This window comes from Mycobacterium sp. NGS48 (assembly GCF_059812585.1).
The window spans coordinates 1-25,384 of the sequence record NZ_JCALCY010000026.1 but is presented as its reverse complement, the minus strand read 5'-3'; the positions used below and the strand labels follow the sequence as shown (position 1 = coordinate 25,384).

General features: G+C 65.2%; 20 protein-coding genes and 1 pseudogene. 8 read left to right on the top strand and 13 right to left on the bottom strand.

Annotation, left to right across the window (positions count from 1 at the left end):
- The first annotated feature begins 58 nt into the window (after positions 1 to 58).
- The 3 genes from AC5Y42_RS22845 (at position 59) to AC5Y42_RS22835 (ending at position 4,020) form a co-directional block, all read left to right on the top strand.
- Positions 59 to 1,213 (top strand): glycosyltransferase family 4 protein, encoded by a 1,155-nt coding sequence (locus AC5Y42_RS22845; protein ID WP_499900842.1) that lies wholly within the window; start codon positions 59 to 61, stop codon positions 1,211 to 1,213.
- A gap of 3 nt (positions 1,214 to 1,216) precedes the next feature.
- Positions 1,217 to 2,401, top strand: a complete 1,185-nt coding sequence (locus AC5Y42_RS22840; protein ID WP_499900841.1) for a cupin domain-containing protein — start codon at positions 1,217 to 1,219, stop codon at positions 2,399 to 2,401.
- Between the two features lie 209 nt (positions 2,402 to 2,610).
- On the top strand, positions 2,611 to 4,020 hold the full coding sequence (locus tag AC5Y42_RS22835; RefSeq protein WP_499900840.1) for a PPE family protein: 1,410 nt from the start codon (positions 2,611 to 2,613) through the stop codon (positions 4,018 to 4,020).
- 2 nt (positions 4,021 to 4,022) lie between these two features.
- Here the strand turns inward: AC5Y42_RS22835 and AC5Y42_RS22830 are convergent, their stop codons facing one another.
- Both AC5Y42_RS22830 and pgfA read right to left on the bottom strand, forming a co-directional pair.
- The gene (locus tag AC5Y42_RS22830; protein ID WP_499900845.1) at positions 4,023 to 5,726 is read right to left on the bottom strand and encodes an MmpA family trehalose lipid delivery protein; all 1,704 of its coding nucleotides are present in this window, start codon (positions 5,724 to 5,726) and stop codon (positions 4,023 to 4,025) included.
- 32 nt (positions 5,727 to 5,758) lie between these two features.
- Positions 5,759 to 7,015 carry a cell envelope lipid trafficking protein PgfA gene (gene pgfA, locus AC5Y42_RS22825; protein ID WP_499900839.1) on the bottom strand — a complete coding sequence of 419 codons (1,257 nt, stop codon included), beginning with the start codon at positions 7,013 to 7,015 and terminating at the stop codon, positions 5,759 to 5,761.
- A gap of 162 nt (positions 7,016 to 7,177) precedes the next feature.
- Between pgfA and AC5Y42_RS22820 the strand changes: the two genes are divergently transcribed.
- Positions 7,178 to 8,332 carry an acyltransferase family protein gene (locus AC5Y42_RS22820; RefSeq protein ID WP_499900838.1) on the top strand — a complete coding sequence of 385 codons (1,155 nt, stop codon included), beginning with the start codon at positions 7,178 to 7,180 and terminating at the stop codon, positions 8,330 to 8,332.
- Here AC5Y42_RS22820 and AC5Y42_RS22815 read toward each other — a convergent pair.
- The 9 genes and pseudogenes from AC5Y42_RS22815 to AC5Y42_RS22775 all read right to left on the bottom strand — a co-directional run bounded on the left by AC5Y42_RS22815 (position 8,298) and on the right by AC5Y42_RS22775 (position 18,005).
- Positions 8,298 to 9,776, bottom strand: coding sequence for an AMP-binding protein (locus AC5Y42_RS22815; RefSeq protein WP_499900837.1), 1,479 nt, complete (start codon positions 9,774 to 9,776; stop codon positions 8,298 to 8,300). The genes AC5Y42_RS22820 and AC5Y42_RS22815 overlap by 35 nt on opposite strands.
- A 7-nt stretch (positions 9,777 to 9,783) precedes the next feature.
- On the bottom strand, positions 9,784 to 10,764 hold the full coding sequence (locus tag AC5Y42_RS22810; protein ID WP_499900836.1) for a phosphotriesterase family protein: 981 nt from the start codon (positions 10,762 to 10,764) through the stop codon (positions 9,784 to 9,786).
- A 336-nt stretch (positions 10,765 to 11,100) separates the two neighbouring features.
- A complete protein-coding gene (locus AC5Y42_RS22805) occupies positions 11,101 to 11,622 on the bottom strand; it encodes a hypothetical protein (RefSeq protein WP_499900835.1) in 522 nt (173 codons plus the stop codon).
- A gap of 8 nt (positions 11,623 to 11,630) precedes the next feature.
- Complete coding sequence (locus AC5Y42_RS22800) at positions 11,631 to 12,434, bottom strand: C2 family cysteine protease (protein ID WP_499900834.1); 804 nt, start codon at positions 12,432 to 12,434, stop codon at positions 11,631 to 11,633.
- Positions 12,356 to 12,928: a hypothetical protein gene (locus tag AC5Y42_RS22795; RefSeq protein ID WP_499900833.1), complete on the bottom strand. Its 573-nt coding sequence runs from the start codon at positions 12,926 to 12,928 to the stop codon at positions 12,356 to 12,358. The genes AC5Y42_RS22800 and AC5Y42_RS22795 overlap by 79 nt, the downstream gene beginning before the upstream one ends.
- A 456-nt stretch (positions 12,929 to 13,384) precedes the next feature.
- Positions 13,385 to 14,371: a Gfo/Idh/MocA family protein gene (locus AC5Y42_RS22790; RefSeq protein WP_499900832.1), complete on the bottom strand. Its 987-nt coding sequence runs from the start codon at positions 14,369 to 14,371 to the stop codon at positions 13,385 to 13,387.
- Positions 14,368 to 15,453: a Gfo/Idh/MocA family oxidoreductase gene (locus tag AC5Y42_RS22785; protein WP_499900831.1), complete on the bottom strand. Its 1,086-nt coding sequence runs from the start codon at positions 15,451 to 15,453 to the stop codon at positions 14,368 to 14,370. Before AC5Y42_RS22785 ends, AC5Y42_RS22790 begins: the two co-directional genes overlap by 4 nt.
- 62 nt (positions 15,454 to 15,515) lie before the next feature.
- Positions 15,516 to 17,459, bottom strand: coding sequence for a serine/threonine-protein kinase (locus tag AC5Y42_RS22780; protein WP_499900830.1), 1,944 nt, complete (start codon positions 17,457 to 17,459; stop codon positions 15,516 to 15,518).
- A 90-nt stretch (positions 17,460 to 17,549) separates the two neighbouring features.
- Positions 17,550 to 18,005, bottom strand: a pseudogene (locus tag AC5Y42_RS22775) (hypothetical protein).
- A gap of 81 nt (positions 18,006 to 18,086) precedes the next feature.
- Here AC5Y42_RS22775 and AC5Y42_RS22770 point away from each other — a divergent pair.
- Positions 18,087 to 18,770 (top strand): TetR family transcriptional regulator, encoded by a 684-nt coding sequence (locus tag AC5Y42_RS22770; protein ID WP_499900829.1) that lies wholly within the window; start codon positions 18,087 to 18,089, stop codon positions 18,768 to 18,770.
- Complete coding sequence (locus AC5Y42_RS22765) at positions 18,767 to 19,705, top strand: R2-like ligand-binding oxidase (protein WP_499900828.1); 939 nt, start codon at positions 18,767 to 18,769, stop codon at positions 19,703 to 19,705. The genes AC5Y42_RS22770 and AC5Y42_RS22765 overlap by 4 nt, the downstream gene beginning before the upstream one ends.
- A 2-nt stretch (positions 19,706 to 19,707) precedes the next feature.
- Here the strand turns inward: AC5Y42_RS22765 and AC5Y42_RS22760 are convergent, their stop codons facing one another.
- Positions 19,708 to 21,123 (bottom strand): NADP-dependent succinic semialdehyde dehydrogenase, encoded by a 1,416-nt coding sequence (locus AC5Y42_RS22760; RefSeq protein ID WP_499900827.1) that lies wholly within the window; start codon positions 21,121 to 21,123, stop codon positions 19,708 to 19,710.
- 55 nt (positions 21,124 to 21,178) lie between these two features.
- On the opposite strand from AC5Y42_RS22760, the gene AC5Y42_RS22755 reads away from it, so the two are divergent.
- The gene (locus tag AC5Y42_RS22755) at positions 21,179 to 22,837 is read left to right on the top strand and encodes an acetolactate synthase large subunit (protein ID WP_499900844.1); all 1,659 of its coding nucleotides are present in this window, start codon (positions 21,179 to 21,181) and stop codon (positions 22,835 to 22,837) included.
- An 88-nt stretch (positions 22,838 to 22,925) separates the two neighbouring features.
- Complete coding sequence (locus AC5Y42_RS22750) at positions 22,926 to 23,900, top strand: hypothetical protein (RefSeq protein ID WP_499900826.1); 975 nt, start codon at positions 22,926 to 22,928, stop codon at positions 23,898 to 23,900.
- Between the two features lie 8 nt (positions 23,901 to 23,908).
- Here the strand turns inward: AC5Y42_RS22750 and AC5Y42_RS22745 are convergent, their stop codons facing one another.
- Positions 23,909 to 25,294, bottom strand: a complete 1,386-nt coding sequence (locus tag AC5Y42_RS22745; protein WP_499900843.1) for a sugar porter family MFS transporter — start codon at positions 25,292 to 25,294, stop codon at positions 23,909 to 23,911.
- Positions 25,295 to 25,384 lie beyond the last annotated feature (90 nt).

Here is a 25,384-nt window from a genome sequence, read left to right as displayed (position 1 = left end):
GGCCGTCGGCCGGCACTCTCGGCCGCTGTCTTCGCCGGTGGGCATTAGGCTGGGCCTAATGTCTGATCTGCGCGCGGTATTGCTGCTGTGCTGGCGCGACACCGGCCACCCGCAGGGTGGCGGCAGTGAAACTTATCTGCAACGCCTCGGCGCACAGCTTGCGCAGTCCGGGATTGCCGTCACCCTACGCACCGCCCGCTATCCCGGCGCGCCGCGACACGAGGTGGTCGACGGCGTGCGGATCAACCGCGCCGGTGGCCGGTATTCGGTGTACGTGTGGGCGCTATTGGCGATGGCCGCGGCCCGGCTGGGGCTGGGCCCGCTGCGACGGGTGCGACCCGACGTGGTCGTCGACACCCAGAACGGCCTGCCGTTTCTGGCCCGATTGCTGTACGGCCGGCGAGTCGCGGTGTTGGTGCACCACTGCCACCGCGAGCAGTGGCCGGTGGCCGGCCCGGTGCTCGGTCGGGTCGGTTGGTTCGTCGAGTCGCGATTGTCGCCGCGGCTGCACCGGCGCAACCAATATGTGACGGTGTCGCTGCCGTCGGCTCGCGATCTGGTGGCTCTGGGTGTGGGTAATGAACGAATTGCCGTGGTGCGCAACGGCCTGGACGAGGCGCCGGCACCATCGCTGCGTGGCCCCCGGGCGGCTGCGCCGCGGGTGGTGGTGTTGTCGCGCCTGGTGCCGCACAAGCAGATTGAGGACGCGCTGGACGCTGTCGCGCTGCTGCGGCCGCGGGTACCGGGCTTACACCTCGACATCGTCGGCGGCGGTTGGTGGCAGCAGCGGTTGGTCGAGCACGCGGCGCAACTCGGCATCAGCGACGCGGTGACGTTTCACGGCCACGTCGATGACGTCACCAAACACCATGTGATGCAACAGTCTTGGATTCATTTGTTGCCGTCACGCAAGGAGGGGTGGGGTTTGGCCGTGGTCGAGGCGGCGCAGCACGCGGTGCCCACCATCGGCTACCGGTCCTCGGGTGGCCTGGCCGATTCGATCATCGACGGGGTTACCGGCGTTCTGGTCGACGACCGGACCGAACTGGTGAGCCGGCTCCAGCAGCTTCTCGACGATCCGGTACTGCGCGAGCAACTCGGCGCCAAGGCGCAGGCGCGCAGCACTGAATTCTCTTGGCGGCAAAGCGCTGACGCGATGCGCACCGTACTCGAGTCCGTGGTGGCCGGAGACCGGATCAGCGGCGTGGTCTAACGTATGGACACCGTCGAGCCTTCGCTGGCCTGGTTGCTCCAACCCCTCACGGTGCAGACCTTTCTTGACGAGATTTGGGGCGCGACGCACCACCACGTCAAGCGGTGCACCGTGGGCTATTTCGATCGTCTCCTGCCCGGGCCGTCGGCGGTCGACCAGCTGTTGGAGCATGTTGCGCCAGAGCCATCGGCGGTGCGTCTGGTACGGGGCGGTGAGAGCAAGGATGCTGACAGTTTTCGGCTCGCTGACGGCGGTCTTGATCCCGCCAGCGTCCGCGAGGCTTTTGCCGACGGCTACACCATCGTCCTGAATGGGCTCGAGCGGTACGTGCGCGAGATTGCTGCGCTGTCCCACTCCATCGAGGTCGAGTTGAACTTCCCGACGCGTGTCAATGGCTACGTCACACCGCCCGAATCGACCGGCTTCGTCCCGCACTTCGACCCTCATGACGTGTTGATCCTGCAGATGCAGGGGTCCAAGACCTGGCATGTGGCCGATGCCGGTGCCATACCGCCGCACGAGATGCAGCGCCAGCAAGGGGCTGCCGAGGGGCTCTCGTTACCGACCAAGCTGCGCCTGGACGTCGGCGACGTGCTCTACCTGCCGCGCGGCCACGTTCACGCGGCCCAAACACACTCGGAGCCATCGATCCACTTGACCGTCGGGATCCATGCGCCCACCGTGCTCACCCTGATCACCCACGCTCTCCGATCCCTGAGTTTGCGAGACGACCTCGCCCATACTCGGCTGCCACCGCGTCATCTCGACGACACCTCCACACACGCGAGCGTGAGCGCGCTGGTGCACGACATTGTCAGTGCCATCGACGACCCGAGCGTCATCGCCGACGGTTTGGACACCATGGCGGAGGTGGTGGTCCGGCGTGGCCGATGCCCGCCCGTCGGACCGGTCGCAGACACCGTCGGCGTCGACGAACACACGCTGGTGGTGAAGCACCACCCGCTCTATTCGAGGGTGACGCACGTTGGTGCTGATGTTGTGCTGGAGTTCGCGCAACTGTCGATAAACGCAGAGCCCGACCATGAAGCCGCGATGCGGTTCCTGGCGGCGCGTACCGAGCCGTTTCGAGTACGTGACTTACCGGGGCTCAGTGCAGCGCAGCAGACGAAGCTGGCCCGAACGCTGATCGCAACGGGGTTCCTTAACCGGCTCACCGATCACTCGTAAGCACCACCGGAAATCCTGCCTGGCACCGACGCTCCGACAGCGATGCTGGTTCCTCATGCCAGGACATTCACAGCGTCATTTTGTTGACATTGCGGATGCACGCGCGAAAAATCGCCGCATAAGAGGAGTTTCGTGATGACGGTGTACGTCGTGTTCGATGGTCCAGCCCCAGCCAGTGCGGCGGCTTATCCGCTCGCGGGCGGTTGACAGTGACGGCGCCGATCTGGTTTGCCTCGCCGCCGGAGGTGCACTCGGCGCTGTTGAGCAGTGGTCCCGGGCCGGGTTCCCTGCTGGCGGCAGCGGCCGCGTGGAACTCTCTTAGTGCCGAATACGTCTCCGTGGCAGAAGAACTCAGCACACTGCTGGCGGCGGTGCAGACCGGTGTTTGGCAAGGACCCAGCGCCGAATCGTATGTGGCCGCGCATGTGCCGTACCTCGCATGGCTGATGCAGGCCAGTGCGGATAGCGCGGCGGCGGCCGCCAGCCATGAGGTGGTCGCCACCGCGTATACCGCCGCGCTGGCGGCCATGCCGACCCTGGCCGAACTGGCGGCCAACCATGCCACTCACGCGGTGTTGGTGGCAACGAATTTCTTTGGGATCAACGCGATTCCGATCGCGCTCAACGAGGCCGACTATGCGCGGATGTGGCTGCAGGCGGCCACCACGATGACGACTTATCAAGTAGCGGCCAGCACCGCGGTGGCGGCGACACCGCAAACCACCCCGGCGCCGCAGATCCAGAAAGCCAACGAGTCCGGCGGCGGAAACCAAGACGAGGGAAACCCACACCAGCTGAGCTGGTGGACAACTCGAATACACGAAGTGGAGACGAATCCGGCGGCCTGGTCCGAGGTGCCGCACTGGTTGGGTGAGGCCTACAACGCGTTCTTTCCGCAGGCGCCGCAATTGACGCAGAGCTCGTTCAGTCTGATCGCCCCCGCCGTCTCCCCCGTGGGAGCGCTAGCCGGTTTCGGAGGGCTGGCCGGGCTGGCCGGCCTGTCTCAGCCCCTGGCAATGCCCGCCGAGCCGGCACCCGTCGCGACCGCACCCGGCACGCCGCCGGTTGCCGCGATGGCACCGGCTTTGGCCGCGCCCGCCGCCGCCCCCGTGCCCGCCACCGCACCCGCGCCCGCCCCAACCGCACCGGCCGTATCCAGCACCGTTGCGCCGCTGGCGCCCGCCACTGGCGGCGAAGGTTTTGCCTACCCCTATGTGGTCGGTCCGCCCGGGATTGGATTCGGCGCGGCGATGAGCGTCAGCGCCAGCGCCAAGCAGACGGCGTCGGCGCCCGACACTGCGGCGGCGGCAGCCGCTGCGACCACAGGGGAACTGGCCCGGCGCCGGCGGCAACGGGCGGGAGTGATCGACCGCGGGCATCGCTACGAATACCTGGACACGGACTCCGACGGGTCACCGGACCCCGCGGAGCGGTTTGCCGCGGTAGCGCTCTCCGATCAGGGCGCGGGCCCGCTGGGGTTCGCCGGAACCGCCGACAAGGCCGGTGCCCGCCCGGCGGCGGGACTGACCACGGTGGCCGGTGACCCATCCGGAAGCGGGCCGACCATGCCGATGATGCCGAGCAGTTGGGGTGCCGAGACCGGAACGGAAGACGACTGACGTCAGGCTTCGCGGTTCGCGCTGCCGACCCGCCGGCGCCATCCCGCAACCGCCATACCGACGGCCCCGACACCCAGCATCGCCAGCCAAGCCAGATGCGCGATCAGCAGGGCTGACCGGCGGCCCGCAGGGGCGGCGGGAGCGTGGCCGCCGACGCTGTACAACGCTAGGTCGCCGTCCCGGTAGACGGTAGGCAGCTGTTCGAAAACCTTTGCCGCCGCGCCTAGTTCGCCGGGAGTTCGGCCTTCGACAACTAGCCACCGCACGCCCGCTCGGGCCAGCGTATCGCGGTCGGCTCCTGACAGCAGTAGCTGCTCGATGGCTCGGGCCCGGCGGCCTTCGCCCGGAACGGTAGCCCCGGAAATGGTCAGGTCACCGGTGGTCAGCACGTCGGCGCGCAACCAGCGCGGCAGTGGATCCAACACGGGTTGCGGACCCGACCAGGCGAAGCGGCGCATGGTGCCGGCCGGCAACACCGCCACCGGCCCGGCGTCGGCGTTGATCGCCGCGGCCGCCGCATGCCACCCTGACGGGTAATGCACCGGTTCGACCTTGCCCCAGCCGCCCCAAGCCAGGTCGGGCAGCACGAATATCATTGCCGCGCAGCAGGTCAGCGCTGCCACCGCCGGATGCACCCACCGCCGTAACGTCTGCACCGCACCCGCGCCGGCCAGCGCGTACCCGGGCATCGCCAGCGCCACCCATTTCTGCCCGTCGCGCACGACACCAAGGCCAGGCACGGCATCGACCACGGCGCGCAGCACGGCCAGCCCCGGTGTAGTGGCCAGGCCCGCGGGCACCAGCACCGCCACCGCTGCCAGGACGATCAGCGGCAGCGCCGCCCGGTGTTGCCGCAAGACCGGGAGGCCGGTGCCAACGACGCCGAGCAATACCGCGGTGCCCAGGACCGCGAAAAACGTTGTGCGGGAAGCGGTTACCGCCTCAGCATTCCATATTCCGCCCATCCCGGCCAGGCTGCCGAGCGTGCCCAACCCGGGTTCGGCACGCGCCGCGAACGCGGCGATCGCCGAATCCTGTTGCGCGGGCAGCGAGGAGCTCAGCACCGAGGCCGTCAACCACGGCAGCGCCGCCACCACGGCAGCAGCCAGCGTGACGGCTGCACACAACCAACGCGGCCGGCCGGCACCGGGTGCTGCCGCACAGACCAGCGCCACCGTCGCGGCCAGCATCAACCCGGTCGGCGTCAGCCCGGCCAACGCGATCCACCACGCCAGCGCGAAATACCGCGACCGGGCCGGTGGAGCCTCCGACCGCAGCATCAGGATCGTCGCCGCCACCCAGGGCAGGCAGCCGTAGCCGACCAGCAAGCTCCAGTGGCCCTGCAATAGCCGTTCCGCGACATAGGGATTCCAGATCGCCAGCGTGATCGCGACGAACTGGCCGCTCGCCCCCGCCTCCGGTAGTACGGTCGCGACCAGGCGGGCAGCGCCCCAACCTGCCAGCCACAACGCGGCGATAAGCAGTGCCTTCACCACGACGCCGCCGTCGATGCCGCGTGCGGCCAGTGCCACCGCGAAATCTTGCGGCACCGCCCGCGGCGCGGACATCAGCCCGAGCGCACTGTCGGTCAGATAGGACCGCGGAGTGGAGACCGCATCACGCAGCAGCAGATAACCGGGGGACAGCAGCGGCGCGGTCACCAGCAGCGCCAGCGCCAGTGCGTATCCGGGGCGGGACCAGTGCAGGACCCAGCGGCCCGTCCCGGCCACTCGAGCGATCAGGGGCGGTCGGGCGGACCTGCGGGGGGCGGGCCCGAGCCGGGCGGATTAGGCGGACCGGTGCCTCCCTGTAAGTCAGGGGGCGGCGTGGGCAGTTTCTCGGTCTCGGCCTCGGCGCCGGGCACCGGTTCGCGCGGCGGTCCGCCACGGCCGAAGAAGCCGTGGTCGGCGGTGTCCAAACCGGGGTCGAGCAACGCCGCCTCGGTCCGCAGGCTGAACATGCCCAGCAGCACCCCGCCGATCAGTGCGACCAAGCCGGTCGCGGTGAAGGTGATCGGCAGCACCCGCGACCACAACGCGAGCCGGTCGCGCTCGTTGCGAGCGGCGTTGACCTGCGCCTCGATCGTCTCTTCGGTGAAGGTGACCGTGTAGTCGGCCACCACTACCTTTTCCGCGTTCAGCGGGTCGCGGGCGAAGTAGTGATTGGCGTGTTCTTTTTCCTTGACGATGATGCCCGACTCGGGGTCCACCCAGAAGGTGCGCTGCGCCGCGTAATAGCGGGTCATGCTGACCTTCTCGTCCGGGTCGCCTTCAATTCCCCACCTGCCGGCGGTTTCGGCAGCCTTGCTGTCCTCGTCGTGGGCGTAGAGCGAGGGGTACTTGACCGGATCGACCAACTTGCCGTCGGCGTCGTAGCCGACGTTCTGGGTGAACCGGTAGGTGGTCAGCCCGTTGACGTCTTCCTCACCGGAGTAGTTGGCGTCGAACGCCTTCTGCGCGATCGGATCGAAGAAGGGATAGGTCTGCTTTTCGGTGTTAAACGGGAACCGGTAGGACAGCCCCTCATGCGGCAGCGCGATGTTGGTGGGCGGGCTTTCGTCATTGACGCTGCGGGGCTTCTGCACCGCGCCACCCGGATGGGTCTCGTCGGAGACGGCCTCCGCGGTTTTGCGGTTCATGGTGACGGTGTCGACGATCGCCAGCAGCAGCCCGCTGTCCTTTTGCCTGTCGGTGCGCCGAACCGAGGTGCCCACCTGCAGGGTGACCACATCTGCGTTGGCCGGCGATTCGACGCTGATCTGCTGCTGAGACACCAGCGGAACATTCTGGTCGACGACGACGCGCTCGCTGGACAATGACCCCGAGTCGAGGGCAGCTCCGCTGCCGTCGCTGACCAGGGTGGTGTCGAGATCGAGTGGGATTTTGCTGACCCTGCTGGCCGTATAGGTCCACAACAGCAGCGCGGCGATCAGCAGGGCGGCGCCGAGACCCATGATTCCGCACGCGGCGATCCGCAACATCACTGCTCGGTTCACTCGCCGTGACCTCCTTCTGGGATGATCGGGCCCCGGCCTGGTGACGACACAAAACCCAGTTGACCCTAACAGCATGATTCAAAGCTCAGGCTGATGCGCTCTGGCGGCGCCCTTCTGGATGTACCCACTTCGCTGCGCAATGCCTCACGGCAGACTGTCCTGATGGACCAGAGCGACGTGGTGGGTGGCACGCGCCGGTTCCTGCCCGCCGTCGAGGGCATGCGTGCATGTGCGGCCATCGGGGTCGTCGTCACCCATGTCGCGTTCCAGACCGGGCACTCCAGCGGGGTCGACGGCCGGCTGTTCGGGCGCTTCGACCTGGCGGTGGCGGTGTTCTTCGCGTTGTCCGGATTTCTGCTGTGGCGGGGGCACGCCGCGGCGGCCCGGGGCCAGGGGTCCAGCCCGTCGACCGGCCACTATCTGCGATCACGGGTGGTCCGCATCATGCCTGCCTATGTGGTGGCCGTCGTGGTCATCCTGACCTTGCTGCCCGACGCCGACCATCCCAGCCTTACCGTGTGGCTGGCCAATCTCTCACTGACTCAGGTCTATGTGCCGCTGACGCTGACCGCCGGGCTGACCCAAATGTGGAGTCTGTCGGTGGAAGTCACCTTCTACTTGGCGTTGCCGATCCTTGCGCTGCTGGCCGGCCGGTTGCCGGTCCGGGCGCGGGTGCCGGTGATCGCGGGTCTGGGGATCGCCAGCTGGTTCTGGGGATGGATTCCGTTCCACGCCCCCGCCGGGCTCAATGCGTTGAACTGGCCGCCGGCCTTCTTCTCCTGGTTCGCCGCCGGCATGCTGCTCGCCGAGTGGGTCTACAGCCCGAGGGGGCTGGCGCATCGGTTGGCGCGGCGTCGGGTGCTGATGGCCTTCGTCGCGGTGACGGCTTATCTGGTGGCCGCCTCTCCGCTGGCCGGCCCCGCGGGGCTGACGCCGAGCACCGCCGGCCAATTCGCGCTGAAGACCGCGATGGGCGCGCTGCTGGCGGCCGCGCTGGTCGCGCCGTTGGTGCTCGACCGGCCCGATACCAGCCACCGGATTCTGGCAACCGCACCGATGGTGACGTTGGGACGCTGGTCCTACGGGATATTCATCTGGCATTTGGCGGCGCTGACCATGGTGTTCCCGGTGATCGGTGAGTTCTCGTTCCGGGGACACATGCCGCTGGTGCTGGTCTTGACGCTGATTTTTGCGATCGCGATCGCCGCGGTGAGCTATGCGCTGGTCGAGTCACCATGCCGGGAGGCATTGCGAGAGTGGGAGATCCGGCGACGCGAGGCGGTCAGCTCGCGCCAAGAGGACGCAATCGCGCCATGACTTCCGCGCGCACCGCCGTGCGACGAGCCTTGCCGGCGTCATCGCGCAGTGGGGTGTCGACGAACTCCACGCTGCGCGGCACTTTGTAGGAGGCGATGCGTTCGGCCAGAAACGCGTGCACGCCGTCCTCGTCGAGTGCCGACTCGGCGGTCGTCTGCACCAGAGCGTGCGGCACCTGGCCCAGATCTTCATGAGGTATGCCGACCACCAAGCAGGACAACACATCTGGATGTGCCGACAGCGCGCCCTCGATTTCGGCCGGATAGACGTTGCGCCCGCCGACGGTGAACATGTCGACGCGACGGTCGGACAGATAGAGGAACCCGTCCTCGTTGAAGTAACCCAGATCGCCCAGCGAGTCCCAGCCGTCGCGGGATTTCGCGGTGACGCCGACGTAGCGGTAGGTCGGCGGGGTACCCGGGCTGGGACGCATGTAGATCTCGCCTTCGACGCCGGGCGGGCAGGGCCGGCCGGCGTCGTCGAGCACCTTCATCTCGCCGGCCACGACGACGCCGACGGATCCCGGATGGGTCAGCCACTGATCGCCGGAAATAAAAGTCAGCGCTTGAAGTTCGGTGCCGCCGTAGAGTTCCCAGACCACCTCGGGACCGAGGATGTCGATCCAGGCCTGTTTGATCGCCGGCGGGCACGGCGCGCCTAGATGCCAGAACCGCCGGATCGACGTCAGGTCGTAGGCGTCCGGGTCGGCGCGGTAGATCGGCAGCAGCCGCTGCATGATGGTGGGCACGGTGGTCAGGAAGCTCACCCGGTGATCGGTGAGCAACCGAAGATATTCATGCGGCTCGAATCGGCTCATCAGCACCAGGTGATGGCGCATCAATAAAGCGATTGTCGCGGTGGTGAAGCCGGTGTTGTGGCTCAGCGGTATCGCCACCAGGGTGGTATCGCCCTCTTGCGCACCAAGTGGATAACCGATGATGGCGGGTATCCGGCTGTCGCCGCCAGCTTCGATGAGCTTGGGCCGACCGGTGCTGCCGCCCGAACCCATCGCTTTCCACACGGGCGAGACCGCCTCGGGCAATGCGCCGTCGGATAAGGCCGGGTCGGGGCTGAAACCCGCTGGCACACTTGGGAACTCTGGGTGGTCGCGGCCCACCAGCAGAGCGGGCGGTCGCAAATCCAGCAGGCCCTGCAACTCCGCGGCCGGCAACCGTGCGGACAACGGTTGTGGCACGGCGCCCAGCTTCCAGCACGCCACCGTGGCCTGGATCCATTCGATCGAGTTGGGCAGCACGATCGTCACGTAGTCGCCAAGGCCGACGCCGCGCTCGGCATACGCGCGGGCCAGCCGGTTGGTCGATGCGTCGAGTTCGGCGCGGGTAATCGTGTGCCCGTCGCAGGTAACGGCCGGTTCGTCGGGAGCCAGCTGGGCCAGCTGTGAGATCTGGGTGCTGATCGGCGGAACGGGCTCGTCCTGGGTCATCCCAGGCTCACTCATAGCCGCCCTGTCGTTCGAAGATGCGGCGCGGATTGTCGACCAGCATGGTGTGCAACTGCTCGTCGGTAACGCCGCGCTGCTTCAGCGCCGGGATCACGTCGTTGTGGATATGCAGGTAGTGCCAATTCGGCGCCATCTGTGGCATGAGGGCTTCGGGCAGCGCATCGAAGTAGCAGTTGGCGTCGTGCGATAGCACCATCTTGTCGGCGTGGCCGCGCTCGCACATCGTCGCAACGATGCCCACCCGTTCCTCGAAGGGCAGGATCACGTCGATGCCGAACCGGTCCATCCCCAGATAGGACCCAGCGGAAATGAGCTCCTCGAGGTAGCCGACGTCGGTGCTATCACCCGAGTGCCCGATGACCACCCGGCTCAGATCGACGCCTTCCTCTTCGAAGATGCGTTGCTGCTCGAGCCCGCGGCGCAGCCCGGCATGGGTGTGCGTGGAGATCGGCACCCCGGTGCGTTTGTGCGCCTGGGCGACGGCCCGCAGCACCCGCTCGACGCCGGGCGTGATGCCGGGCTCGTCGGTGGCACATTTGAGAATGCCCGCCTTGATGCCGGTGTCGGCGATGCCCTGCTCGATGTCGCGGACGAACATCTCGATCATGATCTCCGGGCCATCGAGCATGCCGCCCGGGCCCTCGTAGTGGAAGCGGAACGGCACATCGTTGTAGGTGTAAAGCCCGGTTGCGACAACAATGTTCAGCTCGGTGGCGGCGGCCACCCGCGCGATGCGCGGAATATAGCGGCCCAGCCCAATCACGGTCAGGTCCACGATGGTGTCCACGCCGCGGGCTTTCAGCTCGTTGAGCCGGTTGATGGCGTCGGCCACCCGCTGTTCCTCGTCACCCCAGGCTTCGGGATAGTTCAGCGCTATCTCGGTGGTCATGATGAACACGTGCTCGTGCATGAGCGTGACACCAAGGTCGGCGGTATCGATCGATCCTCGTGCGGTATTCAGTTGCGACACGCCATCGATGCTAGGGCGCGAAGGGTCTGATGTCGTACGGATTGACGCTCGTGAAGCGTTATCCGGGCATTCATGTCCTGCCGCCATGGTTCGTGCGTCGCAGTCCTGCCCATGGCCGGCCGCAATCGACGTCCCCGCCGTCGTGCGGTCGAAACCGGCGGCCAAGATCACGTCATTATTGAAGTGGCGCCGCAGCCATCCGTTGTGCGCCTCTATGAGGTGCACACAATCTCGTCCTTGGAGGACGGTAAACGCCTCACGGTTGCCCTTTTCTGCAGTAGCTTTTGCGCCTCATTAGAAAACCAATATTCATGTTGCAGCGGGCTGAGTGTTTGGTCACCGGGTCAGGTCGAAGTAGGCGTAGACATGCACCTGGTCATCGAGCGGCGCGGGTCTGATCGGGTCCTGGAGAGCGGCGGCCACGATGATGTTGTCGTTGAACATTCGCTGCAATCGGTTGCTGCGCCGCCACACGAGATATGCGATATCGGTATCCTTCTCGGGGGTTTGGCCGGCTGCCTCCACTCGGAAGCTTGCGTCGCTCAGGTAGCCGCCGACCGCACTTCGTATTGCATCCCAAGTGAAGCCACCCCTGGTGGCAAGGAATCTCGCGTCAATGATGCGATAGCCAGGCTCGACGTTGGAAGCGAGTTCCCTCAAACTCGCCTCGGAGTCTGCTCGTTCGTGCGAGGTCAAATGATCGATCGGAAAAGGTGAACCTTTCAAGCCATACTCGCCAGACGGGTATTCAGGGATACCACCCAAGGCCGGTTTCTGTGCGAACCAATATTGCGCGTACACGTACGCACCTGCAGCAATCAGTATGACGATTACAGTGCCGATGATCCAGATTTTCATTGGCCGGCTCATCCGAGCGATCCAATATTCACGTCGAAGGTTGGGTGTTTGTCGAAGGGATTGGTTGGAATGGGGCCGAATCGGGTGGGTATGTCGGGAACGCCTGAGCCAATGATATCTCCCAACCGCACAGTGGTCAGCGGGTTCTCTAAATTGTCGGCGTTCCACGGGTTGCGCAGCGTCACCTGAGCATCGCTGCCGGTGCCGCTAATGCTCTCGACGATATAGACATGGCTGTTGACCAGCGGTTGACCGTGCGGGTTGGTGGAAATCGTGACGGGCTGGTGGTTGGCCAGCGCGCCGGTGATTTCCTGGTCGATGTGTTGTCTTGTAAGCCAGACTTGTTGCGGGTCAATGACTTTTCCGCGGTTGCCGGTGAGGGCCTCCATCGCAACCTGCGGATAGCCCCCTTTGCCAATACCTTGATTGAGTGCATCCCCGAGGCTAGCCCCAGGTGCCTTGAGCTTCGCGTAGGCCGACTCCAGGACACTCGGCCACAGCGGTGCATTCGGTTGACCGTTGTCAAGCCAGCTCGCGCCGTGATGTTCAATATTTGTATCGATATCGTCTTGAGTGACTGGGATGTGTTTCCATTTGTTGCCATCCCATAGGGTCACGTCGAAGTTTCCCGTCTTGTCGTCATAGTGAATGCGATCTTTGATCCATTGCGGGTTGGCGTTCGCGATCGCACCCATGGTGGCATCGAGATAGCAGTCACCGATTGAGTCCTGATTTACATCGGCGGACGCCGGGTCGTGGGGGTAGAGGTCTTGGTCAGTCCATCGTCGCTTCTTCTCGCCACTGGAGTCCATGGGAAACGGTCCGCCAAGTACTGGGGATTCGGTGAAGCTGAGGCTACCCATCCCAGCAGCGACCGTAGAGAGCTTGGCCGCGATGTTCTGATCCGTTGACACGAGAGCGGCGGCATGAGCGCGGATTCTGCGGCAAATTCGTTGGCTCTGGGTTGGAGGACCATCGCATCCTCGATTGCCCGGCCCGGCACGTAGGCCGTCACCGACAGGTTTTCGTTGACCATGAACCCGGCCTGACGTGCCTCGTTGACCGCGTCCAGCACACTTTTTTGTGCGGCGCGCATGTCGGAATCGCCGTTGCGCGCGATGGCTGCGGCTTCGCGCCGCATCTCGGCTTGCTCGCGCGCTTTCACCTGGTCGTTGTCGGTCCGGTGCAGCGCCGCATCGTTCGCTTGTCCTTCCCACTGCGCAGCCTTGAGCCGCTCGTGGCCCTCGGTAAAGCTGTCCTCGATCAGATCGGCTTCGGCGGTGAAGTCGGCGGCGAGGTCGGCCAAGTGACTGGTGTCGAGACTCTCGATCTGCGACAGGCTCGGCAACGACGCAGCGGCCGGCAATTACGTCGCCTCCGGCCCCACCAAGACGCGCAGTTTTGCCCCTAGCTGGGCGTCGCTGTCGGCGTAGGCAGTACCGGCTGCGGCGAGCTTTTCCGATGTTGCCTTCATGCGCGCGGCTAGCACAGCACGCGACGTTCCCGCGTCGCTACGCGCTGTGGAGACCGCTGCGGACGTGGCCAACCATGATGGACCGACTCCCGGGGATGCGCTGACGGGGGCAAGCGTGCCCGCGAGCCCCTCCAACTGGCCGGCAGCCAGATGGAGGTCATTAACGTTCACTCGCAGGGTCTGCATCAGCGAAAGTTTAAACGACCCGCAGTGCCAGCACGGACACCAAATTTGCCAGCGGGCGCTAGCGTCTGACCAGTGCGCTGCTGCGTGGCGGGCCAACACGCGTTAACTTTCCATTTCCGCCCTTACGGAATGCGCGCGACCACTGGCCAAGGCCGCCAGGGCAGCATCGATAACGACGTTGGTGGCATAGCCGTCGTATGCCGAGGCTCCGGTGATTGACCCGTCAGCCACTGAGGCCAGCCACGCAGCATCTTGGGAGCGGTACGCCCGGTGGAAACGTTGCATCCAGGCCTCGGGCAGCGGGGCCGCGCCATGGGCAGCACCGTCGTTCGGTGTGGGGGGAGCGAGGATGAGCGCTCCGGAACTGCCGACGACGTCGCAGCCGATGTCGTATTGCAGCCCCGGCCCGCGGCCGAGGTCCATAACGCCAAGGACACCTGACTGTGAGATCAGCGTGAGGACAACGATGACGGTGGACCCGTCGCGGCTGGTCTTGGCAATTGCAGAAACCTCACTGATGTCCTCACCGCACAGCCACCGGAACACGTCAATGTCGTGGGACGCGGAGCTCGCGATGAGCTGTTGTTCGTCAAAAGCGATGAGTGCCAGCGGATTACGGTGACGCTGAGCGATCAGGACTGGTTCACCGACGCGGCCGGACTGCAACGCGCGATAGACATCCTGGTAGTCGGCGTCGTAGCGGCGCATGTAGCCGACCTGCACCAGCCGGCGACCACTGGCCCGTTCGGCGTTGACCAACTGCAACGACTGGTCGGCTGACGTCGTAAGCGGCTTCTCGCAGAGCACAAACAGGCCGCGCGCGATGCACGCTTCGACGATCTCGTGGTGAGAATCGTCAGCGGTCGCCACCACAACCGCGTCGACATCGGCGTTGTTCACGCAGTCCACGGGGTCGTGGAAAACGGCTGCGGTCGGCACGTAAGCAGCGGCGCGTTCGGCGAACGGAACATGGCTGTCGGCCAGTGCGCGGATCTGCGCCTGCGGTTGGAGGCTTGCGAAGATCGCCAGGTGCTCCATTCCCATGTTGCCCAACCCAACCAGGGCGAGTCGCACCGGCGCGGTGTTCACTGCCGAGTCCCCGTCAGCGGTTCGACCTCTGTCCAGGCACCGCTGGAAACCGAGGCGGCCACCGCGGCGTGAATCTCGGCTGCACGCAATCCATCAGCGAACACCGGCAGCCCTTCGGGCGCGGCCCCGGTGCGAATGGCCTCATACACGTCGGCGACGAACAAGTTAAAGCAGTCCTGGTATCCCTGCGGATGACCGGGGGGCAACACGGAATAGCGGGCGCTGCGAGGATCGAGCGCGTTCCCGTCGCGAAATAGCACCGAGTTAGCGTGCAGCCCACCGATGATGAGCTCATCGGGATGTTCTTGATCGAACTGCACGGCTGTCTCACGGCTGTCGAAAGAGAAGGACAGCTGGTTTTTTCGGCCCGGCGAAGCCTGACTAACCACGACGCTTCCGACTGCGCCGCGGTCGGTGCGAAAAGCGACCACCGCACCATCGTCCTGACCGACACCACGCCGCGGTGCATCGCCTTGGATCGCGAAGACTGCGCTGATGCGATGACCGGTGACGAATTCCATCACGTCACACCAATGCGAACCGATGTCGGCGAAGGTCATCGAAATACCGCATTGCGTCGGGTCGGATCGCCAGCCCTGCGGATCGGCTTTGGCCATATGGTCTTGAACGTAGCCACCGTGCATAAGCCACACCGCCGCATCGGCGATCCGGCAACGAGCCTCCCGCACCATCGGGTAGAAACGGTAAATGAATGACACCGCCGCCACCGTGTGGGCCTTATCGGCGGCCTCGACGAGGGCGGTAGCGTCGGTAACCGTTGTGGCCAAAGGTTTTTCGCAGATGACGTGCTTTCCCGCTGCCAGCGCGGCGGCGGCCTGCTCGAGGTGCAGATTGTTCGGTGTGCAGATATGCACGACATCGACGTCATCAGCGGTGCAGATATCTTCTGCAGTCGCTGCGCGTTCAGCACCGAGGCGCTGTGCGGAGCGCTGACTGCTTTGCGGCGTACTGCCACAGATCGCCGCGAGTTCTCCGCCGGCTCGATGGACGGCATGGCCGTGTACCGAGCCGACCATGCCGGCGCCGATGATCGCGCTGCGTAGTGGCTGTGGCTGGCTCACCGCTGGTCTCTTTTCCGCGTGAGGTGGTGACTGCGTGCCGAAATCGTATAGACACACCGCTGCTAGGCCAGCCCTGGCACGATGACGGACACAGTGTTGTCGTCGTTGGCGGTGTAGATGACGTGGGTGGCAGGGTCGACGGCCAACGCGAACGTCTCCTTACCGATTTTGATGGTGCTGCTGACGGTGAAGCTGTTGGTGTCGATCACCGACACCGCGCTGTCGTGGTTGGCGGTGTAGACGGTGTGCGCTGCGGCGTCAACAGCTACGCCGTACGGGCTGTTGCCGATGTGGATGGTGGCGATCACGCGTCGGCTGTCGAGGCTGACTACGGACACGCTGCTTTCGGATTCGTTCGTGATGTAGGCGGCGTGGGCGGTCGCGTCGACGGCCACTCCCCGCGGGTCGTTGCCGACGGGAATGGTAGCGGTGACGGAGAGGCTGGTGGTGTCGATCACCGATAGGGTGCCGTCGCTGCTGTTGGCAACGTAGGCAGCGTGGGTGGTGGGGTCGACGGCCACCCCATACGGGTTTTTGCCGACCGGGATCGTGGCGATGACGCGGTGGCTTTCGATATCGATAACGGACACGCTGTAATCCCACATGTTGGCCACGTAAGCCGCATGGGTGGTGGGGTCGACCGCCAATCCCCACGGGTTGGTGCCGACTTTGACAGTGGCGCTGACGGCACGCTTGGCGGTGTCGATCGCCGAGATTGTGTCGTCGCGGTTATTGGCGGTGTAGGCAGTGTGAGTGGTGGAATCGGCCGCCACCCCCACAGGGCCATTGCCGACCTGAATAGTGGCGGTGACGGCACGGCTGGCGGTATCGATCACCGTTAACGTGCCGTCGCCATAGTTGGCGGTGTAGGCGGTATGGGTCACGGCGTCGACGGCCACAGCCTCCGGGCGTTTGCCGACTGGGATGGTGGCAGCGATGCGCGCGATTGAGCTTGTGCCCGGTTTCGTGACGACGGGGGCGGATTCACCATGACGGCCGCTGACCCGCTGGATGATCACTGCGGCTGCGACCACGATGAGGAGCATGGTGCCAGCGAGTAGGGCGATCCAGCGGCGCGAGGCACGTGGCCGCGAAGCACCTGCGGTGACTGCGGCCTTGCCCACGGGAGCTGTGTCGTCGTCGCGCCGTCGTGCACCGGCTAGCGCGCGGCGGGCGGCTTCGGCCAGTTCCCCAGCACTCGAGTAACGGTCGTCGAGATTCTTAGCCATCCCGCGGATTACGACGTCGTCGAAAGTGGGCCGGATGCTTGGTCGTTGCTCGCTGGGGCGCGGAATAGGGCTGGTCAGGTGGGCGGCGATCACCGCAGCCGGTTGGCTCGCCTGGTAAGGCGAGGCACCGGTCAGGCACTCGTAGAGCACGCAGGCAAGCGCATAGACGTCGGCGCGCTGGTCGATCGGCTCGTCGGCGAACCGTTCCGGCGCCATGTAGGCAAAGGTGCCGACTGCAGCGCCGGCAGTGGTGAGTTTCGCGTCGGTGGCGGCGCTGGCCAGGCCGAAATCAACCAAGCAGACGAAATCCTCGTCGGTGAGCAGGATGTTGGCGGGTTTGACGTCTCGGTGGACGATCTGCTCGGCATGAGCGGCGTCCAGTGCCGAGGCAACCTGGCCGATGATCCCAACGGCGCGTCCCGGATCCAGCGGGCCGGTCTCGTCCAACACCGTGCGCAGGTCGGTGCCCTCGATCAGCCGCATGTCGATATAGAGCTGCCCGTCGATCTCTCCGTAGTCGTGGATGGGAACCACATGTGGTTCGTGCAATCTCCCGGCCGTACTGGCTTCCCTGAATAACCGCGTGCGGAAAACCGGGTTCGCCGAGATCGACGGTGGCAGCACTTTGAGCGCGACGGTCCGGTTCTTGTTGGTGTCTACGGCCTCGTACACCTCGCCGAACCCGCCGCGACCCAACAGCCGCTTCAGTAGGTAGGGGCCGAACTGTGACGGGGCAGGCCACTCCGCCGTCGTGTCGCCGACGGGCGGCTCCTCCACCACCAGCACCTCCTGGCTGATCTGTGAACCTTCGCGGTTGGAGTTTAGGCGTGCAGCGAAGTCCTGGTGGTGGGTTGCAGAGAGTGGGGCTTACGTCACTTTGCGTAGCTCTATTAGTACTCGTGAGCTGTGGGTGGCGAACGGTCCGTCAGCGTCGATCTGGTGGTGCAACCTGAGTAGCTTGTCGTGGTATTTGGCGGCTGTGAAGTCTGGAACGACCCACCTCAACTTGCGCAGGAAATAGTTCACGGCGCAGAGGTCGAACAACTCAAGTTGTATTTGCTCGTGTCGCAGATCGACCAAGTCCAGTCCGGCTGCCGGTGGCAGCCATCGTCGGTTGAAAGGGGCCGGCCCCGGCCAAGACCTCGCCCCTGCCGGTATAGATGTCCAGCGCAGAAGAGACCTCCGTCAGACGACCACCTAACAGCCGCAGGTATCCCCAGGACGGCCGCTCTTCGGTGGCCCGACCCCGAGCCAGGAGAAGTCCCAGCCCGTGACCGATACCGAATCGGCCACTGCCACAAGCTCGTCGAACGTGCGTTTCATCTGAGCATGATGGCATTCCCCCTTGAGGAGTGACGCGCCTCACAGTAAAGTGACCAGTGGTCATCGACGTGAGGAGAGCCAATGCCAACGGTGACGTGGGCCCGCGTCGACCCGGCTCGCCGGGCCGCGGTGATAGAAGCCGCCGAGGCTGAGTTCGGCGCGCACGGGTTCTCCCGCGGCAGTCTCAACGTCATCGCCCGGCGCGCCGGGGTGGCCAAGGGCAGCCTGTTCCAGTACTTCGCCGACAAGCGCGACCTCTATGCGTTCATCACCGACGTCGGCAGCCAGCGGGTGCGCGCCTACATGGAAGACCGCATCCGCGAATTGGACGCCAGCAGACCGTTCTTCGACTTTCTCACCGATCTGCTCGACGACTGGGTCAGGTATTTCGCCGATCACCCCCGGGAGCGTTCGCTGCACGCCGCGGCGAGCTTGGAGGTTGACACCGACGCCCGTATCAGCGTGCGGTCCGTGATTCACCGCCACTACTTGGAGGTACTGAGGCCGTTAGTGCGCGATGCGCATGCCCGTGGCGATCTGCGTCCCGATTCCGATACCGAGGCGTTGTTGTCGCTGCTGCTGCTGATCTTTCCGCATCTGGCGTTGGCCCCCTATGTGCGCGGGATGGATCCGATCCTCGGGCTCGACGAACCCACACCCGAACAGCCCGCCCTGGCCGTGCGTCGACTCGTCGCCGTGTTGGCGGCCGCATTCTCCGGACTACCCCAAGCTCACCGGAATGAACTGAAGGAGGTCAACTCATGACACGGACCCGCTACGGCTCGCTCGGTGCGGGCGGTCTCAACTGGAGCAGTCTGCCGCTCAAGCTTTTTGCGGGCGGCAACGCGAAGTTCTGGAACCCCGCCGATATCGACTTCTCCCGCGACCGTGCGGACTGGGATGCGTTGACCGACCGCGAACGCGATCAAGCCACCCGGCTGTGCGCCCAGTTCATCGCGGGCGAGGAAGCGGTCACCCAAGACATCCAGCCGTTCATGGCCGCCATGCGCAGCGAAGGCCGGTTGGGCGACGAGATGTACCTGACCCAGTTCGCGTTCGAGGAAGCCAAACACACCCAGGTGTTCCGGATGTGGCTCGATGCCGTCGGCATCGAAGACGACCTGCACAGTTTCCTCGACGAACTTCCGGCGTATGGGCAGATGTTCAACGAGGAACTGCCCGCATCGCTGGACACGTTATCGCGCGATGCCTCACCGGCGGCCCAGGTACGGGCCTCGGTGACGTACAATCACATCGTCGAGGGCATGTTGGCGCTGACCGGCTATCACGCTTGGCACAAGATCTGCGTGGAGCGCGACATCCTGCCCGGCATGCAGGCACTGGTCCGCCACATCGGCGATGACGAGCGACGCCATATGGCATGGGGCACCTTCACCTGCCGGCGCCACGTCGCCGCCGACGACGCCAACTGGACGGTGTTCGAAACGCGGATGAACGAGCTCATGCCGCTGGCACTGCGTCTCACCGAAGAGGGTTTTGCGATCTACGGCGACGACGTGCCCTTCGGTCTGAATCCTGCGGAGTTCGTGGCCTACGCCAGCGACAAGGGGATGCGACGGTTCGGCACCATCAGCAGCGCCCGCGGCCGGCCCGTCGAAGAAATCGACCTGGACTACTCGCCGGTGGACCTGGAAGACACCTTCGCCGACGAGGACGAGAAGGCGCTCGCGGCGGTCTAGCGCTACTCGACCTTTGTGTCCCCGCCCGAGTCGCCGGTGTCCGCCGAACCGACCCACACGGTTTTGGCGTTGCAGAATTCGCGGATGCCCATGCTCGCGAGTTCGCGCCCGTAGCCGGAACGCTTGACGCCACCGAACGCCAGTTCGGGATACGACACCGTCATCCCGTTGATGAAGACCTGGCCAGCTTCGATGTCGTCGATGAAACGCTGCTGCTCGGCCTCGTCGCTGGTCCAGGCGTTGGACCCCAGCCCGAAGGTAGTGGCGTTGGCAATCTCGATCGCCTCGTCGATATCCGCGGCGCGATACACCGACGCCACCGGCCCGAACACCTCTTCAGAGAAGAGCGGCATGTCGCGGCTGATGTCGGTAATCACCGTCGGCGGGTAGAACCAACCGGGTCCGTCGACCCGCTTACCGCCGCAACGGATTACCGCACCGGCCGCGGCCGCCTCGTCGACCAGCTTTTCGACGTCAGCGCGGCCGGACTCGGTGGCCAGCGGACCGACGTCGGTGTCCGGGTCGGTCGGGTCACCGACCCGCAGTGCGGCCATCTTTTCGACGAACTTGTCCACGAACTCGTCGTAGATGTCGGCGTGCGCGATGAAGCGTTTCGCGGCGATGCAGGATTGACCGTTGTTCTGCACCCGCGCGGTGACGGCGGTGCTGACCGCGGCGTCGAGATCAGCCGACGGCATCACGATGAACGGGTCGCTGCCGCCGAGCTCGAGCACCGTGGGTTTGATCTCGTCGCCGGCGATGGCGGCCACCGATTGGCCGGCCGGTTCGCTGCCGGTCAGGGTGGCCGCCGCCACCCGCGGGTCGCGCAGGATGTCTTCCACCGCGCTCGACGGGACGAGCAACGTCTGGAAACAGCCGTCCGGGAACCCGCCGCGGCCGATCACATCGGAGAGGTAGAGCGCGGTTTGCGGCACGTTGGAGGCGTGCTTGAGGATGCCGACGTTGCCGGCCATCAAGGCTGGCGCAGCGAACCGCACGGCCTGCCACAGCGGGAAGTTCCACGGCATCACGGCCAGCACCACCCCGAGCGGCTGATACCGGGTATAGGCCTGGGCGGCATCCACCGCGGCGGCGTCGGCCGGCTCGTCGGCCAAAAACCGCTCGGCGTGCTCGGCGTAGAATCGAAACCCCTTGGCGCACTTCAGCACTTCAGCCTTCGCCGACGCCAGCGTCTTACCCATCTCCAGAGTCATCATCGCTGCGACCTCGCCAGCCTCGGCCTCCAGCAGATCGGCGGTCGCATTAGTCCACTCGACGCGCTGCGCATAGCTGGTGCGGCGGTAGTCGACAAAGCGGTTATGCGCGCGGGCGATCGCGGCGTCGATCTCCTCGGCGGTGGCGGGCGTAAAGGTTTTGACTGTCTCTCCGGTGGCCGGATTGATCGTGGCGATGGACACGCTGATTTCCTCTGCTCGCTGGTCTGGCGGAACGTTCGGTATCCAGCCTGCCACTATGGTGGCCAGTGTGAGTACAGCCGCTGAGTTGATGGTGAAGTGCCTGGAAAACGAGGGTGTGTCGGTGGTCTTCGGGCTGCCCGGCGAGGAGAACATCCGGTTCGTCCGGGCGTTGGCCGGATCCGACATCCGCTATGTGCTCACCCGCCACGAGCAGGCGGCGGCATTCATGGCCGAGATGTACGGCCGGGTCACCGGCCGGGCGGCCGTGGTGTCCGCGACACTGGGCCCCGGCGCGATCAACATGCAACTCGGGGTCGCCGACGCCACCACCAACAGCACGCCATTGGTCGCGATTTCAGCCCAGGTCGGCCAGGACCGCCAGTACAAAGAGTCCCACCAGTACGTCGACCTGGTGTCGATGTACCGGCCGATCACCCGCTGGGCCGACGCCGTTCCCACTGCGCGCGCAATACCGGAGATGTTTCGCAAGGCGTTCAAAGTGGCCCAAACCGAGCGCCCGGCCGCGGTCTACCTGGCGGTGCCCGAACACATCGATGTCGACGAGACCGACTACGACTTGACGCCGCTGCCCCGCAACGTGGTGCGCGCCGATGCGCCGGCCGCCGGTCAAGTCGAGCGTGCGGTCGAGATTTTGCGGACCGCGCAGCGGCCGGTGGTGCTGGCCGGACACGGCGCTGCCCGCAACGACGCGACCGCCGCGCTAGTCCGGTTTTCCGAGGAGCTGGCCATCCCGGTCGCCAACACCTTCCACGGCAAGGGCGTGATGCCCGATGATCACCCCAACAGCATCGGGACGATGGGGTTCATGGCCCACGACTACGTCAACTTCGGCTTCGACAACGCCGACGTCGTCATCGCGGTCGGCTACGAGCTGCAGGAGTTTGATCCCGCCAAGATCAACCCCAACGCCGACAAGAAGATCATCCATGTGCATCGCTTTCCCGCCGAGGTCGACGTGCACTATTCCGTTGACGTCGGCATCATCGGGGATATTAGCGACTCGATGAACGCGCTCACCGACGCATTGGCGGGGCAGCGCTTCGCCACCGACGCCACCGCGCCGGGCTGCCATCTGTTGACGGAGGAATTTGCTCGCGGACAACAGGATTCACGGTTTCCGCTGGCGCCGCAGCGGGTGGTGGCCGATACCCGTGCGGCGCTGGGGCGCAGTGACATCGTGCTGGTGGACACCGGCGCCACCAAGATGTGGATGGCCCGCCTGTACCCGACTTACCAACGGAATACCTGTCTGATCTCGAATGGCTTGTCCACCATGTCTTTTGCCTTGCCCGGAGCTCTCGGAGTCAAGCTGGCGCGGCCGGAATCGAAGGTATTGGCCGTCGTCGGGGACGGCGCCTTCCTGATGAACTCTCAGGAGATCGAGACGGCCGTGCGGGAGCGGATACCGCTGGTGGTGCTGATCTGGGACGACGGCGGCTACGGGCTCATCGAGTGGAAGATGGACCTCGAACTCGGCGACCACTACTACGTCAAGTTCGGCAATCCCGATGTGGTGAGTTACGCGGAAAGCTTTGGCGCAAAGGGTTATCGCATCAACAGTGCCGACGAGTTGTTGCCGACGCTGAAAACCGCCCTCGACGAGGACGGTGTGTCGCTGATCTCCTGCCCGGTCGACTACTCGGAGAACCTGCAGTTGACCGACCGGCTCGGCCAACTGGACACCACGCTGTGACGGCGCGACTTAGCCTCGCTCGTAATGCCCGTCGCCGGGCGTAGGCTCCGGCCAAGCCAGCGTCACCACGCCGACAGGGGAAAACCAGATGCGCTTCAACCCGCCACCCAACTGGCCGCCGGTTCCGCCAGGCTGGGCGCCGGACAGCAACTGGGTCCCGGATCCGTCGTTGCCGCCACCGCCGCCCGGTTGGCCGTTGTGGGTCGACGATGCGGCGCCGCAGTATCATCCGTCGCAGTTCGCTGTTGACTATCCAGCCCAATTCCCGCCCATGTACCCGCCGCAATGGCCCCCACCGCCAGCAGCCAGGCCCAAAGCGCGCCTTGCGCTCTGGGCGTCGGTGGCCACGGTCGCTGTGGTGGCCATCGCGGTTGTTGTTGCGGTAGTCATTTTTGGCCCGGGGGGAGCAACCTCCGCCGGTGGTGAGAAACCGTCCAAGAAGTCCGATATCACGCAACTGACCCAAGATCTTCTGGTCGGGAAATCGGCGTTCCCCGATCCCGGAGGTCCCACTACCTGGCGCAGCGGACTCAGCGACACCGGGCCGAAGCGGCCCGGTCCGTCGGATCTGACGATCAACCCCCGGGAATGTGCGAACTTGTACGGCAACCCGCAATCAGCCACCCAAGCCGCAGCCGCGACGCTCGCCGGTGCAGGACCCAGCGGTATGCGCATGGTGGAAGTGCACCTGGCCATCACTCCGGACAAGCTGAGTTTGGAGGATTTTCTGCAGAAATGCCGGACGTTTACGGCCTCGTTCGAGGCACCTGGGCACACCATCACTCTGGAGACCCAGGTCGACCCGCTTGACGCGTCGGGCGTGCCGCCCTGGGCGGTCGGCGTGGTGATGAAGAGCTCCACCGCGGCTACCGCCGGCATCCCCGGCACCATGACGATGGCGGCCGCCACAATCACGGGCTATTACCGTGGCGTATTCGTCGTCGCTGCCTACAACGCGCTCAATCCCCGGTCGACGGGCGGCGCCTCGATCGACCCCGACGCGGCGAGCAATGTGGTGAAGCTCTTCAGCGCGCAGGTCGAGAAGCTGGAAGCCGCACCGTAACCGAACGATCACGCCGCGTCGAACGCGCTGCGGGCAGCGAAGCTTTCGCCGCGGCTGGCCCAGAAATGCCGGATGTCCTCCAGTTGCCTGCCTTTGGTCTCGGGAGCAAACCGGTAAACGAAGACGAAGCTGAGTTGCGCCAGGACGCCGAAGATCGCGAACGTGGCTGCACCGCCGACCGAAGTCAGCAGCGTGAGGAAGACGGCGACGACTATCGCGTTGGCCGCGAGATTCGCGGTGTGCATCGCCGCCGATCCAATCGACCGCAGTCGCGACGGCAAACTCTCACCGGCATACACACATGCCAGCGGGCCGAAGCCGACATTGAAGCCCAGCGTGAAAAGCAGCACGCCGAAAAACCCGACTACCGCAAGGGCGTCGCTGGAGCCGCCGCCCAGCGCGAAAAAGCCGACCAGCAGGAGGTTGGCAGCGACCATCATGCCGATTCCACATAACAGAAGCGGCCGTCGGCCGACCCGGTCGACGAGCACCAGCGAAACGAATACCGCAGCCAAGGCGAAGATTTGGACAAGCGCGGGCAAACCCAGCAGGGCGAAATTGCCGCGCATGCCCATCGCCTCGAAGAGGCGCGGGCTGTAGGAGATGATCGCGTTGATGCCAGTGATCTGAACCAGGAACCCGAGAGTGATGACAAAGACGGTCGCCCGCAAATACGGGGCTCGCGCCATCTCAACGAGCGCGCCGCTAGCTGCTTTCTCTTCTCCGAGGGCGCGGCTGATTCTGGCAAGGCCAGCGGCGACGTCTGCAGAAGGCTCCGCCTGTTGCAGGGCGCGCCGCGCGTCGGCAACTCGGCCCTTGACCATGTACCAGCGAGGGGTGTCGTTCACGTGCCGCAACAGCACCAACATCAACACGGCCGGAACCGCAGCCAACCCGAGCGCCCACCGCCAGCTTTGCGCACCAGCCAGCAGATAGGCGGCGAGATAGCCGACGACCATGCCGGCCACATTGGCGGCCTGATATGCGACCAATAAGGAACCCCGCACGCTGGCCGGCGTTGACTCGGCCACAAACACCGGAACCACCACGTATGACGCTCCGATGGACAAGCCTGCTAACAGTCGCGCCGCGACGAGGACCGAAAACGAACTCGATACCGCACCGAGTACCGCAAAACCGGCGTACGTCGCGACCACTAGCATCAGCGACTTTCGCCGTCCGATCGCGTTGGCGAGAATTCCGGCACCGATTGCTCCGGCCATGTCACCAACCGCCAGCGCTGTCGTCACCACTTCCTGGTGGCCTGCGGTCAGATGGAACTCATCGGTGATGAACAGCAACGCACCGCCCACGCTGGAGACGTCATAGCCGGAAATCAGACCGATACTCACGGCGGTGAGCCCTACCAGCAGGCTGGGCCGGGCGGGCAGCATTTGAGGTGAGTTCACGACTGTCCTTGCGCCAACCGGGTGACCATTGGTGCGATACCGTGCGCGATCACTTGGTCGGAGAAGTCGTCGGCG

Bases quoted from the DNA above. Each gene is read 5' to 3' on its own strand.
- AC5Y42_RS22755 (WP_499900844.1), top strand. From the start codon at position 21,179: ATGGTGGCCAGTGTGAGTACAGCCGCTGAGTTGATGGTGAAGTGCCTG.
- AC5Y42_RS22770 (WP_499900829.1), top strand. From the start codon at position 18,087: ATGCCAACGGTGACGTGGGCCCGCGTCGACCCGGCTCGCCGGGCCGCG.
- AC5Y42_RS22815 (WP_499900837.1), bottom strand. From the start codon at position 9,776: ATGACCCAGGACGAGCCCGTTCCGCCGATCAGCACCCAGATCTCACAG.
- AC5Y42_RS22840 (WP_499900841.1), top strand. From the start codon at position 1,217: ATGGACACCGTCGAGCCTTCGCTGGCCTGGTTGCTCCAACCCCTCACG.
- AC5Y42_RS22805 (WP_499900835.1), bottom strand. From the start codon at position 11,622: ATGAAAATCTGGATCATCGGCACTGTAATCGTCATACTGATTGCTGCA.
- AC5Y42_RS22820 (WP_499900838.1), top strand. From the start codon at position 7,178: ATGGACCAGAGCGACGTGGTGGGTGGCACGCGCCGGTTCCTGCCCGCC.
- AC5Y42_RS22800 (WP_499900834.1), bottom strand. From the start codon at position 12,434: ATGGACTCCAGTGGCGAGAAGAAGCGACGATGGACTGACCAAGACCTC.
- AC5Y42_RS22765 (WP_499900828.1), top strand. From the start codon at position 18,767: ATGACACGGACCCGCTACGGCTCGCTCGGTGCGGGCGGTCTCAACTGG.
- AC5Y42_RS22750 (WP_499900826.1), top strand. From the start codon at position 22,926: ATGCGCTTCAACCCGCCACCCAACTGGCCGCCGGTTCCGCCAGGCTGG.
- AC5Y42_RS22745 (WP_499900843.1), bottom strand. From the start codon at position 25,294: ATGCTGCCCGCCCGGCCCAGCCTGCTGGTAGGGCTCACCGCCGTGAGT.
- AC5Y42_RS22845 (WP_499900842.1), top strand. From the start codon at position 59: ATGTCTGATCTGCGCGCGGTATTGCTGCTGTGCTGGCGCGACACCGGC.